19 protein-coding genes and 1 pseudogene are annotated in these 13996 nt (G+C 59.9%); 15 read left to right on the forward strand and 5 right to left on the reverse strand.

Translation table 11 applies throughout. From position 1 onward, the window contains the following. Positions 1–168: 168 nt before the first annotated feature. On the reverse strand, positions 169–1068 hold the full coding sequence (locus tag Q4577_RS22695) for a LysR family transcriptional regulator (protein WP_303473084.1): 900 nt from the start codon (positions 1066–1068) through the stop codon (positions 169–171). A 104-nt stretch (positions 1069–1172) separates the two neighbouring features. Here Q4577_RS22695 and Q4577_RS22700 point away from each other — a divergent pair, with 104 nt between their 5' ends. The 6 genes from Q4577_RS22700 (at position 1173) to Q4577_RS22725 (ending at position 4842) form a co-directional block, all read left to right on the forward strand. Then, positions 1173–1463 (forward strand): putative quinol monooxygenase, encoded by a 291-nt coding sequence (locus Q4577_RS22700; RefSeq protein WP_303473086.1) that lies wholly within the window; start codon positions 1173–1175, stop codon positions 1461–1463. A 53-nt stretch (positions 1464–1516) separates the two neighbouring features. Next, entirely contained in the window at positions 1517–1687 is a 171-nt protein-coding gene (locus tag Q4577_RS22705) for a hypothetical protein (RefSeq protein ID WP_244686845.1), read from the forward strand. Between the two features lie 111 nt (positions 1688–1798). After that, positions 1799–2812 carry a zinc-binding alcohol dehydrogenase family protein gene (locus Q4577_RS22710; RefSeq protein WP_303473089.1) on the forward strand — a complete coding sequence of 338 codons (1014 nt, stop codon included), beginning with the start codon at positions 1799–1801 and terminating at the stop codon, positions 2810–2812. A gap of 304 nt (positions 2813–3116) precedes the next feature. Then, positions 3117–3515 carry a DUF2177 family protein gene (locus Q4577_RS22715; protein ID WP_303473091.1) on the forward strand — a complete coding sequence of 133 codons (399 nt, stop codon included), beginning with the start codon at positions 3117–3119 and terminating at the stop codon, positions 3513–3515. Positions 3516–3629: 114 nt separating this feature from the next. Further along, positions 3630–4169, forward strand: a complete 540-nt coding sequence (locus Q4577_RS22720; RefSeq protein ID WP_303473092.1) for a TspO/MBR family protein — start codon at positions 3630–3632, stop codon at positions 4167–4169. A gap of 10 nt (positions 4170–4179) precedes the next feature. Then, positions 4180–4842, forward strand: a complete 663-nt coding sequence (locus Q4577_RS22725; protein WP_303473094.1) for an SDR family NAD(P)-dependent oxidoreductase — start codon at positions 4180–4182, stop codon at positions 4840–4842. A 9-nt stretch (positions 4843–4851) separates the two neighbouring features. Here Q4577_RS22725 and Q4577_RS22730 read toward each other — a convergent pair whose 3' ends face one another. From Q4577_RS22730 to Q4577_RS22745, 4 genes are read right to left on the reverse strand one after another with little or no spacing between them, the layout of a single operon-like run. Beyond that, entirely contained in the window at positions 4852–5580 is a 729-nt protein-coding gene (locus Q4577_RS22730) for an SDR family oxidoreductase (RefSeq protein WP_303473096.1), read from the reverse strand. Then, a complete protein-coding gene (locus Q4577_RS22735; protein ID WP_303473098.1) occupies positions 5577–6734 on the reverse strand; it encodes a cyclopropane-fatty-acyl-phospholipid synthase family protein in 1158 nt (385 codons plus the stop codon). Before Q4577_RS22735 ends, Q4577_RS22730 begins: the two co-directional genes overlap by 4 nt. Beyond that, the gene (locus Q4577_RS22740; RefSeq protein ID WP_303473100.1) at positions 6734–7480 is read right to left on the reverse strand and encodes a DUF1365 domain-containing protein; all 747 of its coding nucleotides are present in this window, start codon (positions 7478–7480) and stop codon (positions 6734–6736) included. The genes Q4577_RS22735 and Q4577_RS22740 overlap by 1 nt, the downstream gene beginning before the upstream one ends. After that, positions 7477–8757: an NAD(P)/FAD-dependent oxidoreductase gene (locus tag Q4577_RS22745; RefSeq protein WP_303473102.1), complete on the reverse strand. Its 1281-nt coding sequence runs from the start codon at positions 8755–8757 to the stop codon at positions 7477–7479. The genes Q4577_RS22740 and Q4577_RS22745 overlap by 4 nt, the downstream gene beginning before the upstream one ends. A 231-nt stretch (positions 8758–8988) precedes the next feature. Between Q4577_RS22745 and Q4577_RS22750 the strand changes: the two genes are divergently transcribed. From Q4577_RS22750 to Q4577_RS22790, 9 genes and pseudogenes are all read left to right on the forward strand, one after another. After that, a complete protein-coding gene (locus Q4577_RS22750; protein ID WP_303473114.1) occupies positions 8989–9504 on the forward strand; it encodes a sigma-70 family RNA polymerase sigma factor in 516 nt (171 codons plus the stop codon). Then, positions 9505–10146: a ChrR family anti-sigma-E factor gene (locus tag Q4577_RS22755; RefSeq protein ID WP_303473104.1), complete on the forward strand. Its 642-nt coding sequence runs from the start codon at positions 9505–9507 to the stop codon at positions 10144–10146. A gap of 226 nt (positions 10147–10372) precedes the next feature. Next, positions 10373–10585, forward strand: a pseudogene (locus Q4577_RS22760) (hydantoinase/oxoprolinase N-terminal domain-containing protein); the annotation flags it as partial. A 47-nt stretch (positions 10586–10632) separates the two neighbouring features. Further along, positions 10633–11127 (forward strand): hypothetical protein, encoded by a 495-nt coding sequence (locus tag Q4577_RS22765; protein ID WP_303473116.1) that lies wholly within the window; start codon positions 10633–10635, stop codon positions 11125–11127. Positions 11128–11267: 140 nt separating this feature from the next. Beyond that, positions 11268–11756: a hypothetical protein gene (locus Q4577_RS22770; protein WP_303473105.1), complete on the forward strand. Its 489-nt coding sequence runs from the start codon at positions 11268–11270 to the stop codon at positions 11754–11756. A 157-nt stretch (positions 11757–11913) separates the two neighbouring features. After that, positions 11914–12207 carry a hypothetical protein gene (locus tag Q4577_RS22775; RefSeq protein ID WP_303473107.1) on the forward strand — a complete coding sequence of 98 codons (294 nt, stop codon included), beginning with the start codon at positions 11914–11916 and terminating at the stop codon, positions 12205–12207. Then, positions 12207–13226, forward strand: coding sequence for a hypothetical protein (locus tag Q4577_RS22780; RefSeq protein WP_303473109.1), 1020 nt, complete (start codon positions 12207–12209; stop codon positions 13224–13226). The genes Q4577_RS22775 and Q4577_RS22780 overlap by 1 nt, the downstream gene beginning before the upstream one ends. After that, positions 13223–13657 carry a hypothetical protein gene (locus tag Q4577_RS22785; protein ID WP_303473110.1) on the forward strand — a complete coding sequence of 145 codons (435 nt, stop codon included), beginning with the start codon at positions 13223–13225 and terminating at the stop codon, positions 13655–13657. Before Q4577_RS22780 ends, Q4577_RS22785 begins: the two co-directional genes overlap by 4 nt. Continuing rightward, positions 13632–13913 carry a hypothetical protein gene (locus Q4577_RS22790; protein WP_303473112.1) on the forward strand — a complete coding sequence of 94 codons (282 nt, stop codon included), beginning with the start codon at positions 13632–13634 and terminating at the stop codon, positions 13911–13913. The genes Q4577_RS22785 and Q4577_RS22790 overlap by 26 nt, the downstream gene beginning before the upstream one ends. Positions 13914–13996: the final 83 nt, after the last annotated feature.

Below are 13996 nucleotides of genomic sequence, written 5' to 3' on the forward strand. Positions count from 1 at the left end.
GCTGCGCCCTATATCGCCGCCGCTGTTGTCGCGGTCGGGGTTGTCCTTGTGCGCCTGTCCGGGCGTCTGGGCGCGCCCATCCGACAAACGGTTGCGGCTGAATAGATCTGTGTGCCGCGCCGCCGGTTTCGGCAAAAATGCGGCGCGGTATCCCGGTTGATCAGGCTCTTATTGTTGCGCCCGTGCTGTCATCGCCTCGCCCAAGGCATCAGCCAGCGCCCGGACCCGCCTTGGTTGCGCGCGTCCGGGCGGAAACATCATCTGAAGCGGGTTCGCCGGGCAGGAATGATCCTGAAGCAATGCGATCAGCCGACCTGATGTCAGGTCTGGCTGCACATCGAGTTCCGATTTCAAAATGATGCCATGCCCCTCAAGCGCCCATTGCCGCACAAGCGATCCGTCGTTGACGATCTTGTTGCCGCGCACGGTGACGGTTTGCCGGGTCTTGTTGTCCGTTCCAAAACGCCAGACATTGTCCAGCGTCGTGCCAAAACGCATGACCATGCAATTGTGATGCGCAAGGTCGGCGGGGGTTTGGGGCGCACCATATTGCGCGATATAAGACGGCGCTGCACAAACGATCCGACGAAACCGGCCAAGACTGCGCGTGCGCAGGCTGCTGTCCGTCACCGTGCCAAACCGAATGGCCAGATCAAAACCCTGACCGACAATATCCACATAGCCATCGGACAGCGACAATTCGATTGAAATCGCCGGATGTTTCGCGGTGAAGGACGAGATCACTTTTGACAGGATGCTGCGGCCGATGTCGATGGGCGCGCTGATCCTGATCGGACCGGACAGGGTGTCCGCCCCAAGCCGGATGCGCGTTTCAAGATCCTCAAGCTCTGCCAACACGACCTTGGCCCCGCTTAGCAACGTGCGGCCTTCGTCGGTCAGGCTCAGGGATCGCGTCGTGCGGTTGAACAGCACAACGCCATAATGCGCCTCAAGCGCGGCCAATCGCTCCGAAACCGTGGTGGCCGAAAGCCCGGCCTCGCGCGCGGCGGCCACAAGGCTGCCTTTCTCAGAGATGGTCAGGAACAGGCGGATATTGTTGATCAGCATTATACCGGATTTCCGAATTATCATTTCGAATTTTGCCCGTTTATCCGAATTTACCCGCGCCGTATATGCGCATCAACACAACGGAAATTCAAAGGATCACCGAAATGCCCAATCTTTCACTTGTCGCCCATATCCGTGCCAAGGCCGATAAGGCCGAGCTGGTGAAAGACGAACTGCTGACGCTGATCCCGATCACCCGCACTGAACAGGGCTGCATCACCTACGATCTGTATCAGGATCACGCAGACCCTTCGTATTTCATGGTTTTTGAGGTTTGGGAGAGCCGCGAGGTATGGCAGGCGCATAAGACCGCCCCGCATCTGGCGGATTTTATGGCCGCGACAGACGGCGCCATTGCCGATTTTTCCGTCAATGAAATGTCGCAGATCGCCTGAGCGACGCTGACGCATTTGACCTCCCAAGACCACGAACCACAGGAGACAAAGCCATGAAAAAGATCAAAGCGCTGCATCCCATCAACGCGGCGGCCCAATCGCAGGGCACAAAACGCCCCGTGACGGCGCTGTCGCCGCATGATCTGACCGGTATCCGCAACAGCGGTTCGGCGGCAGCGGCTGTTGATCTGGCTGGTTGGTTGCGGCGGGTCTTGCGCAAGTAAAGACCACGTTCCCCATGCGCATGTCATCGTAACAGCGCCCCTCGTGCATTTTCACCTATTTCGCGGCAGCCGTGACGGCGCCGCATAGCCCCCCAAAATTGGAGACTTGAAATGAAAGCCATCGGCTATACCACAAACGGCGCCATTGATCGCGCGGATGCCCTGATCGACCTTGAGGTTGAAAAACCCACCGCGGCAGGTCACGACATTCTGGTCAGGGTTGCGGCCGTGTCGGTCAATCCTGTCGACACCAAAGTGCGCCTGAACCGCCCCGCCGAGGGGGACGCACCGGCGATCCTTGGCTGGGATGCGGTGGGCGAGGTTGTCGAAATCGGCGACGAGGTCACGCAGTTCCAGATTGGTGACAAGGTCTGGTACGCGGGCGCGATCAACCGTCCGGGCACCAATTCCGAATATCATCTGGTGGACGCCCGCATCGCCGCCCATGCGCCGAAATCCATTGACACATCGGCGGCGGCGGCCTTGCCGTTGACGACATTGACCGCGCAAGAGATGATTTTTGACCGCCTGAAAGTCACCGATCCGGTGCCGGGCGCGGCCAATGCCATTGTCATCATCGGCGGCGCGGGCGGCGTTGGCTCGATTGCGATTCAACTGTTGCGGCAGCAGACGGACCTGACGATCATCGCCACCGCATCCCGCCCGGAAACCCAAGCCTGGGTCAAGGAGCTGGGCGCACATCACGTTGTCGACCATTCCAAACCCCTGCCAGAGCAGATCGCCGCGCTGGGTATCGGCGCACCGGCGTTTGTGTTTTCGACCAATTTTTCCGACACTTATGTGCCGCAAATCGCCGAATTCATCGCGCCGCAGGGCCGGTTCGGGCTGATTGATGATCCCCAAAGCTTTGACATCATGCCGTTCAAAGGCAAGGCTGTGTCGATCCATTGGGAGCTGATGTTCACCCGGTCGTTGTTCACCACCGACGACATCGCACGTCAGGGCGAGATCCTGGAAACCGTGGCGGGTTTGATTGATGCCGGGAAGGTGCGTTCGACCGCAACCGAAAGCTTTGGCACGATCAACGCCGAAAACCTGAAGCGGGCGCATGCATTGATCGAAAGCGGCAAGGCCAAAGGTAAAATCACCCTCGAAGGTTTCTGAAACAAACCTGTGTCGGCCTGATGGCAACCGCTATCATGCCACGCGGATTGCGCAGAGATCCAGAAAAAGCCGGGTTTGCCCGGCGACCCGCGCCCGGTTTTCGTAATTCCGGGCGCGCTTTATATCATTGATATAAAGTGAATTTTTCTTGCACGCTGGTTGTTGCCACACCGGTTAACATCAATTGTGGTGGCCGTATTGATCCGGCCCCCGGTTGGCGTTCATGAATGATAACCAACGGAATATTTGATCTATACCCGATCCCGCACCGTATTAAGGTCAACACAGATCGGAGCCTATCGAGATGCAGCTTGTCCTCCTCTACCTCAGCACAGCCACAGTGTTTCTGTTGCTTGATGCGGTGATGCTGAAAACCGTCATGAAGCCGCTGTTTGAACAGCATATCGGGGATTGGCTTTTGGATGACATCCGGCTGCGTCCGGCAATTGTGTTTTATCTGTTTTATGTCGCGGGTGTGTTGTGGTTCGTATCATGGCCTGCGCTGCGCAATGGGGTGCACATCCATGCGTTGGTCGGTGGCGCGGTGCTGGGGGCGATGGCCTATGGCACCTATGAATTCACCAACTACGCGACCTTGCGCGATTGGTCGGTGAAAATGGTTGTTGCTGATGTGACCTGGGGCGCGGTGCTGACCGGGTTTTCGGCCTGGGCCGGGGTGACGCTGACGCGGGCCATAACCTAGAGTTTTCCGGTTCCTGTGAGCCGTGCCCTGTGACTGCGCCCCGTGTCGCGGAAAACCCCATGGTCCGGGACGCGCTCACAATAGCCCCCAGTTTCGATGAAAGTGTATCACACCATGGCCCCAGAAGTTGCCAAACCAGTTGACGTCCAGACCAAATCTGACCGGAACGTCGGCGCGCAAACGCCCGATGGACGGACCAAACTGCGGGCCATTGGCCTGCTTGTGCTGTTCCTGTTGCTGGTTGTCGGTGGCGGGTCGGCCATTGGCATCGCGACCCTGCCGGGAGAGTGGTATGAGGGCCTGATCAAACCGTCGTTCAACCCGCCAAACTGGGTTTTCGGGCCAGTCTGGACCGGGCTCTATGTGGCCATAGCGGTAGCTGGTTGGCGGACATGGCGACGCGACCGGGCGGGGGCGGCGATGAAGCTGTGGTTCGTGCAAATGCTGGCAAACTTCCTCTGGTCGCCGGTTTTCTTTGCGATGCAACGGATTGATCTGGCGCTTGGGATCATCCTGTTTCTTCTGGTGACCATCCTGGCCTTTCTCCTGATGTCATGGCGGCGGGACCGGCTGTCTGCCCTGTTGTTTGCGCCCTATGCGATTTGGGTCGGTTTTGCGACGGCCTTGAACGGCGCCATTCTGGCCTTGAACTGAGGTCCCCGCGATGACCAGAACATTGATTGTCGGGGCATCCGGCGGCATCGGCGGGGCATTGGTGACCCATCTGCAAACGCGTGGTGAAGACGTCACATCATTGTCGCGCAGCGCCGATGGGCTGGACCTTACCGATGCAGAAAGTGTCATGCAGGTGATGGGCCAATTGCATGGCAGTTACGACAGGATCATCGTGGCAACGGGGGCCTTGTCCGGCGATACACAAGGGCCGGAAAAGACGTTGAAATCGCTTGATCCGGGGGCAATCGCGGCACAATTTGCACTGAACGCCACCGGCCCGCTGCTGGTGCTGAAATATGCGCTGCGCCTGATGCCGCGCGATCGGCGGGCGGTCTTTGCGGCGCTGTCGGCGCGGGTCGGGTCGATTGGCGACAACCGGCTTGGCGGCTGGTATTCCTATCGCGCGTCCAAGGCCGCGTTGAACCAATTGATCCACACCGCCGCCATCGAAGTGGCGCGAAGCCATCGGCAGGCGATTTGCGTCGCCTTGCATCCGGGCACGGTTGCCACCGCGTTCACCCGCAACTACCGCAATCATGATTGCGTGACACCGGCCCAGGCGGCCGCGCGCTTGATCAACGTCACCGACGCCTTGGGCGTGGCGCAGACAGGTCAGTTTCTTGACTGGGCGGGCCAACCGGTGCCGTGGTGACGGGCGTGTTCAGCGAAAAATGCGATAGAACAGGGCAGGCGGCAACAGGCGACCAAAGCGGAAAAGCCAGGAAAACGGCGCCGGAAAGCTGGTTGAAAACCGCCTGCCACGCATCGCTGCCAGAACCTGTTCGGCTGCGACCTCGGGCGTTTGGATAAAGGGCATTTCGAAATCGTTCTTGTCACTCAGGCGGGTTTTGATGAACCCCGGATTGACCACCTGGACCTTGACCTCGGTGTCGCGCAGATCGGCGTAGATGTTTTCGCCCAGATGCATCAACGCGGCTTTGCTGGCACCATAGCCAATTGCACCGGGCAGGCCGCGAAAACCGGCCAGCGATCCAATCAGCACGATATGGCCCCGGTTGGCTTGGGCAAACTGGGGCGCAATATGCCCCAACACGCGCACCGCCCCCATGAAATTGACCTCGCACATTGCCGCGACTGCCGCCGCATCCCAGTTCCGGGCCTGTAGCGGGGTGTATTGCCCGGCGCAGTAAATCACACCGTCGATTGGGCCGACCTTGGCCACCGCCGCGGCAACGGCGTCGGGATCTGTCACGTCCAATTCTTGCGGGATGGCGTGGCGCAGGCCGGCGGCAAGCGTCGCCAACCGGTCGCCATTGCGCGCAGACAGGACCACCCGAACCTCGGCCCGGTCCAGCGCCTCCGCCAGAGCGCGCCCCAACCCCTCGCTCGCGCCAATGATCCAATAGGTCTTGCCCGCAAGGCTGGTCATGCGTGGGCCAATTCGACCTGCACAACATCCGTGCGCCCCGTGGCAAAGGTGGCGGTACAAATGTCGAGGTAATAGCGCCAGGTGCGCAGAAAGGCATCGCCATGCCCCAGCTTGCGGATACGTGCCTCTTGCGCCTGTAATTGTTCCGACCAGATCGCACAGGTGCGGGCATAATCCTGACCAAAGGCAAAATTGTCGCGCACCACCAGACCGGCCTTGCGGGCCTGATCGGCAATCATGGCATCCGACAACAGCAATCCACCGGGGAAGGTATGCTGGCGGATGAAATCCGAACTGGTGCGGTAGGTTTCGAAATTGGCGTCCTGTACCGTGATCGCCTGGACAACGGCGCGACCGCCCTCGGCCAGCCGGTTCTTGAGCGTGGCAAAATAGGTCGGCCAGTACCGCTGTCCGACGGCTTCGACCATTTCGATGGACACGATATTGTCGAATGTGCCGTCGCAGTCGCGATAGTCCTGCAACCGGATCTCGCCGCGCCCGTCGAGCCGGGCATCTGCATAGCCTTTCTGACTGGGCGAAATCGTCAGCCCGGTCACATGGCGCCCCGCATCAGCGGCGCGTTCCGCAAAACCGCCCCAGCCACAGCCGATTTCCATCACCCGTTCACCCGCAGTCAACCGATCCAGAATGCGGTCGTATTTGCGGTTTTGACCGCGCAACAGATCGTCGTCGTCCGCCTGAAACAACGCCGAGGAATAGGTCATGCTGGGGTCGAGCCACAGTTGGTAGAATTCATTGCCAACATCGTAATGGGCGCGAATGTTGCGCGACGATCCTTGCCGTGAATTGGCGCGCAGCACCTGATCGACCAGACGCATTTTCAGCCGGTTCCAGAAATTTCCATACACATAAGTGTCGAGATGGTCGAAATTGTGCAGCGCCACGGTGCTGAGATCGACAATCGACGGGCTGTCCCACAGGCCCGCGACATAGGTTTCCCCCAGACCGACATCGCCGCGTGTGGCCACGGCCGTCACCACCGACCAGTCATGCAATTGCAATTCCGCCTGGACGCCGCCGTTGCCAAAATCATAAATCTCGCCTTCTGGTGTCCGCAACCGAAGACTGCCAGAGTGGATGCCCTGGCAACTGTCCAGAAAATCGCGTTTCACTTTTTTGGTCAGAAACAGCATCAGCTTACCTCGTGTTTGGGGGGCGTGGGACGGGCGCGGAAACCCGCACCTTTCAGTTTCAGGCGCAGGGCCTGCCAATAGATCAATGCAATCGTGCGCAGCGCCCCGATGGGGCGGCGGATCAGGGCGGTCAGGATCGAAACATTGGTCAACGGAGCGCGTGGCCCGGTCAACGTGGCGACCAGACCACCCTCACCATTGCGAAAATCAATGCGGATCGCGATACGCTCCGGGAGGATCTGAAAATGAAACGCATAATCGCCGGCAACCTTCTGGAACGGGGACACATGCATCTGTTTGTTGATTGTGATCCGGTCATTGGGACCAATCGGCGACAGATCCGGGTTGGCGCAAAAATAGCTGTGCCGGTCGCCATAGGTGTTGTTCACCTCGGCAATCACGGCGCACAGCTGGTCCCCCTTCATCGCCAGCCAGAAGCTGACGGGGTTGAACACATAGCCAAGAACCCGGGGCTGGGTCAGGAGAAATATGTCGATGTCGCGCAGGCCGCGCTCTGTGAATATCGCTTGGGCCCAGGTGACGCCGGTGCCCTGACCGGGCGCGCCGCCGTGGTTGCGGTCATGTACCGAGGTCAGGTTGAAGCGGTTGCGCGAAAACAGGGCGGGGCCTGTGCGCGCCAACGGGTCAATCAGCACGTAGTCGACGCCATAGCGAAACGCATGTCCGGTCCCGCCGCGCCGGGCGTGGCTGGTTGTGGCGGCAATATGCTCTGGCGCGTGGGTCATGCGATCTGCCGGTCCATCAGGCGGGCAATTCGGACCGCGCTGGCAAATCCGTCTTCGTGAAATCCATGCCGGGTATAGGCGCCGGCAAACCATGTGTTGTTGCTGCCCTGCAAATCGCGCAGCGCCGATTGCGCCCGGATCGCGGCGCGGTCAAACACCGGATGGCGGAAAACCGTGCTGTCGTAAATCTTGTCCTCAGCCACGGCGCGCACCGGGTTCAGGGTCACGAACATCGGGTCGTCGTCGGGAATGCCCTGCAACCGGTTCATCCAATAAGTCACGCCCATGGCCGTGGTCTTTTGCGTGCTGTCGGCATTGTAGACCCAGCTGGACCAACACGCCCGGCGCTGAGGCATCAGGCGCGGATCGCAATGCAACACCGCATGATTGTCCTGATACCGGATAGCCGACAGGATTGCGGTTTCCTGTGTGGTGGGCTGTGCCAGCAGCCGAAGCGCCTGATCGGAATGGCAGGCAAGGATCACCTGATCAAAGGTTTCGGATGGCCGTCCGGCGACATGGACCACATTCTTTGAACCGTCGCGCGTAACCGAAGCCACAGGCGTTGCGGTCCGAATGGCCACGCCGCGCCCGCGCAGATGATGTTCCAACCGGCGCACGTACTCAATACTGCCGCCATCAACCGTCCACCATTGGTGCTGGCCGCCGGCGCTGAGCAGGGCATGATTTCGAAAGAACTGTACCAGCGTGCGCGCCGGAAAACCGGCAATTTCCTCGGGTGGGGTCGACCAGATGGCACCGCAGATCGGCAGCAGATAATACCGTCTGAACCACGATCCCAGTTGCAGATCATCAATCAGGTCCGCCACCGTCATGGCGTCGTCCGCTGCGGCGGCCTCGGCCTTGGCGTTGAATTTCGCGATGTCGCGCACCATGCGCAGGAACCCGGGCCGCATCAGATTGCGTTTCTGGCCCAGCAGACCCGCCAAATTGCGCAGCGCATATTCGACGTGGCCATTGTCGACGCTGGCGCCAAAGCTCATATCGCTTGGCTTGACCGGCACATCGAGCTCCATGAACATCCGCGTCAGGTGGGGATAATTGGCATAGTTGAATACAATGAACCCGGTATCGACCGGCTGATCGCCGTTGCGGCCCGCCATAACGGTGCGGGCATGCCCACCAAGGGCCGACGCGGCTTCGTACAATGTGACGGTGTGGTGGGGCGCCAAACGATAGGCCGCAGCAAGACCGGAAATTCCGCCGCCGATCACGGCGATGCGCTGCGGGCAAATGGGGTGGGCATCAAATGACATGGGCGCTCCTGTTTCTTTGATTACGATACGGCATGAAAAAACTTTCAGATCAAAAATGATCCAACTTTTCTTGTGGCACGTAATCAGGCTATGAATGACACAGCAACGTCCACGCTTTTACCAAACCGACGTCTTTGCCCGCCTGCGCAAGGCTTGCAAATCGGTGCAAACAGGGAACAGACCCGCGTGCCGAAACCGCCAGAGCCGTCATTCTCTGATCTGACTGTGTTGATGTTGGCCGTGCGCGACCAGCGCGACAGGGCGGCCTTTGGGCAGTTGTTCGACTATTTTGCGCCGCGTCTGAAAGGGGTCGCCATGCGGTCCGGTCTGGGCAGCGGCGCCGCCGAGGATGTCGCGCAGGAGGTCTTGCTGACTGTTTGGCGCAAGGCGGAGCAGTTCGATCCGCATCGCGCCCAGGTGTCGGCCTGGATTTTTCAGATCGCCCGCAACCGGCGCATTGATCTGGTGCGCAAGGAAAACCGCCCCGTGCCCGAAGAGATCAAGATCGCGGACGAGGTCGAAGACGACGCAGGCCAGATCGTGGCGATGGAGCAGGAGGCAGGGCAGCTGAAGCAGGCCCTTGACCGGCTGAAGCCCGCCCAGCGCGACCTGATCCAAAAGGCCTATCTGGGTGATCTGACCCACAAGGAAATCAGCGACCAGACCGGCCTTGCGCTGGGAACCGTCAAATCCCGCATCCGGCTGGGTCTTGAACGGTTGCGCCATGATTTAAAAGGATTGCGATAGATGTCGCAGATACATCACCATATCCCCGAGCCGATGTTGATGGCCTATGCGGCGGGAACGCTTGAGCATTCCTTTGCCCTGTTGGTTGCTGCGCATGTTTCCATGTGTGACGACTGTCGTTCCGCTTTGGGTGCGCATGAGGCCGTCGGCGGGGCGCTGCTGGAACAGCACCCCGAACAGGCGGTGTCGGCCAGGATGAAAGACGCGTTGTTTGCGCAGCTGGACGATACCCCAAAGCAAGAGCCCGAGGTGACCTATGGGCGGTCGGGTGTGTTTCCCGGCCCGGTCATGCAGGCGTTGAAAGGCCAGCCGCCACGCTGGAAATCGGTTGGCGGCGGGGTGCGGCAAACGCTTTTGCATGCCGATGCGGCGGGCAGCGTACGGTTGCTGTACATCGCCCCCGGCCGCGCTGTGCCCGATCATGGCCACAACGGTATAGAATTGACGCTGGTGTTGCAGGGCGCGTTCCGCGACGAGACCGGGCGTTTCGGCGTTGGCGATCTGGAAGTGGCGGATGACACGGTGGAACATACGCCCGTCGCAGAGCTGGGTGCGCCCTGTATCTGTCTGGCGGCAACCGATGCGCCGCTGCGATTCAACAGCCTGATCCCGCGCCTGTTGCAGCCCTTGCTGCGCATCTGAGACGTTAACACCCAACGCGACATGACACAGTTTGAAACGCGCCACGACGGTTGTCTGGCGCGTTTTTTTGCTGTTTGCGCGCGTCTCTTGTGGGGAGGAACGTGGTTAAATTTCCTATTATCGGAATTAAATGTAAAACACATGCCATTTATAGGATTAAATTTGACAGCTACGACCTGATTTGTGATGCCGGTCCCATAGGCAAACACTTAGGGGATGTGGTGCGATGGCGTGGCGAATTGGGGTCGATTCCGGTGGAACGTTCACGGATGTGTGCCTGATCGACGATGACAGGGGTGACCTGTCCATCTGGAAGGTCAGTTCAACCCCGGATGATCCGTCGCGCGGCATCGCGCAGGCCTTTGCCGAGGGGATCGAACGGGTCGGGGCGGATGTGGCCGATGTGTCTTTCTTTGGTCACGGCACCACCGTGGCGACAAATGCGCTGAGCTGCCTGCGATCACGATCGCAGGTGGCCCGGTGCAGGTGGATGAGGAAAATACCCGCGATTCCGCGTTGGGTTTGGTGCGCAGTCGCGGGCAAGCGCGGCGCATTCAGAAAATTGAAGCGCGACGGCTGGAGGGTCAGCGGCGATTGGATTTTGTCGGCCTGCCTTCGGCGTTCGATCTGTGCCCCGGCGCGGTATTCACCAGCGATTTTCTGGGCTTGGAACAGATGGATGGGGTTTGCCGCGTGACCGAAGCCGATTCGGCGCTGATGCTGAAAGAGCCGGGAAAATGCGCGATGCGCGTGGCTCTGAGTGCGGTTGAAGAGCGGTCCACCTACTACAGTTGGGTCGCAACTGATGAGGTTGGGGTGCTGTTCGACATCACGGGCACGCCCGCCAGTGGCGAGATCACATTTGCCGGGGTCGCGCCCTACACGCGCGCGATTGCGGGCGTGCGGATCTATCAGGCTGCCGAGGGTGCCGGGTTCGGGGCCGCTTCTGCCATTGGGTCCGTCGAGGCCATCGAAAGCTAAAGTGAATATGAAGTCACTGCCAGGGGGATAACTGCCGGCACATACGATTTCTGGCTCGTTCCGGTCGACGGAATCGGCGAGCCGGTGGCAACGCCTTCCGGACCTTTCACCGAAATAATCACCTAAGAAGGCACAAAAAAATGCCACCACCGACAGTCACGATCCCTACCACGGGGACCGATCCCAAAAGCACGAACACTAAAGGTGTTGAGGCGCAGATCAACGCCGCGCTTGAGGTCAACCACGACAATATCGAGGCGCACAAGGCCCGCATCGATAATCCGCATTCCGTCACCCCGGCCCAGATCGGCGCGGCCACCGCCGCGCAAGGCGAGAAAGCAGACAGCGCCTTGCAGCCGAGCGTCTTGGACATTGGCGGCACAGTTTCAACTGATTACGAGTTCGCCGGGATGTTCGGCACGTTCCATGTGCGCGGGTCCGCAACTGCTGGCGCGGGGACGCACAGGGCGTCAATCCAATATCGAACCTCGACCGATGGCGGGTCAACGTCGACCGGCTGGACCTATTTGCTCAACGCCAGCGGGCTGTCGGCGTCCACGGAATACAATTTCGCGATCACGGTCAACGAGACGTTCCCGGCAGACACGAACTGGGTCGAATTGCGATAGGACCATAGCAGATACACGGCGACGTCAGAGGTCGCGGCGGTTCTGGCCTATGGCGCGGTGCCGTCGTGACCGCGCCCACAGGGGATCTTGAACACGAACAGGCCGCACACAAGCGTTTAGCAGCCTTCGGCGGCGCACAAGTCTGAGGAAAATCCACATGGTAACACTCACGCTTAAGCGCGGGGCCACGTTCCGCACGCTGATGAAGCTCGGCTTCAATGTCCGCGACTACACGATTGCCAGCACTGTTTCGCGCCGGGGCCGCGAGATTTCCGACCTGACCACCCGCGTTGTGAATGAGGAGTTCGGTTGGGTCGAAATCGAAGCCGACGCGGCCACCACCGAAACATGGCCGACCAGCCTGTTGCGTATGGATATCCAATCTTCGCTCGGAGCCGAGGTCGTGCAGAGCGAAACCATTTTAATTGAAGTCAGAAGGGAAATCACCTGATGAACAATGAGATTATACAGTTCGGCGGCGGTCGGGTGGGCCTGGACGCTTACGAGGTCTATTCGGCGGTCGAAACGGACGCGGGGCGAACCCCGCTTTCGCGCGAGGAATGGGTCGCGCAATGGCAGGATGCGACCGCGCAGAAAGAGGCGGCAGAAACCGCACAGACGGCGGCAGAAACGGCCAAGACCGAAGCGGAAGCGGCTCAGGCGGCGGCAGAGACCGCGCGGGATAATGCCCAAGCCAAAGCGCGCACTACGGCGCTGTGGACGGATCTGTTTGCTATCTCAGGCAGTGTCGATAGAGAGGGTGCCGAAGTCCTGGACAGTGACACGGGCACGCACCTTGATGCCACGGCCACGGGCTACGACGGGCCGGTCGTCCCTAACGGGGGAGGTTATTCGTGGATTGACGCGTGGTCGCGGTGGTCGCGCACCGGCGACACATTTGCATCGTCAAAGGCAGACAAAACATCTCTTGAGACAGAGATCGCGGCGCGCGCGACTGGTGATGCCGAGGCGGCGGCGGCGGTGGCTGCTGAGGCCGTTGCGCGACGCGAAACAGATCGTGCCGTTGCCGAGCTTGCAGCGCCGATGGGTCAGCGCGACAGTTTTGGGCACGGTATTTGGTTGCCATTTTATGACCAGAGTGGCGCGGTATCGACTGCAATTTTGCGCGATGGCTTTGGCGTCACAAAGCTGGTTGACCTGTGGCAATATTTTGATCGCGAGGGCCCATCTGACTACCTTTTCCCGTTCCATGACGACGATGGGAATGTGTCGTTTTCACCGCTGCGATCTGGCGGTGTTTATGCCCGTCGATTTGAAGTGCCAGTTAGTGACAGCGCGTCTCGCGAAGGGCCACACGGCATCACGCCCATCGCCTATGATAGCGACGGCAATATCGCGGTCGGCGTGACGGCCGAGGGGTATGCGTACACGCATGATGCGTACCTGTGCGATGTTCACACCTATGCCAGCCGGGACCGGCGCGCGGAATTGATCGGGGCGGTGCAGTGAAGGTTTCAGACACGCTGCTGCAACAGGGCAGGGCGTTGGAATGGTTGACCAGCGCCGTGATCCTGATTTTCGCGATCACTCTGGCGCTGCCTGGTGACACGCTGGCGACATCATCCGCGTTCATGGCGTTTCGCGTCTTGGGCGCGGAAGAGGCCACAATGGCTGTGCCTCTGACGATCATCGGCTCGATGCGCATGGCGGGGCTGTGGATCAATGGCAACTGGCAACGATCCCCTTTGCTGCGCTGCATCGGCGCTGTTTTTGGGGCGGGGTTGTTTGCGTGGTTGGCGATGTTGTTTTCAGTGCCGTATCTGTCCGGCCAAACCGCCGCTCTCACCACCGGTGTCGGCACCTACCTGGTGCTGGCGCTATTCGATATCCTCGCTGCCTATAGGTCCGCTGCCGATGTTGCAAATTCTCAACGGCATTGATGCCGAAGCATGGGCCGGAATCGCCGGCGTATTGGTCGGTGTTGGCGGTGCCATTGCAGCGGTACGCAAGGGCGTTCGAAAGTTACCAGAAGACGTTGGAACGGTGGATGCGAATCCGCCGAGGCTCGATGATGTTTTGCAGGAGGCGCGCCGCGCTACTGGCGCGCTGGCCCGTGTGGGTGATCGGCTGGAAGATATTGATCGCCGCACAGAGAGGACAGCGGCGGATGTGCGGGTGCTGTTGGATCGGCGGTAGCGGGCGTATTTTGTTGAAAAACTCTTGTTGATTTGACGGCTCATGGCTGATTCAATTTCTCTATGGCAGCGGGGGATTGAATG

Origin of the sequence: Marinovum sp. 2_MG-2023 (assembly GCF_030548265.1) — a bacterium.
Taxonomy (GTDB): domain Bacteria; phylum Pseudomonadota; class Alphaproteobacteria; order Rhodobacterales; family Rhodobacteraceae; genus Marinovum.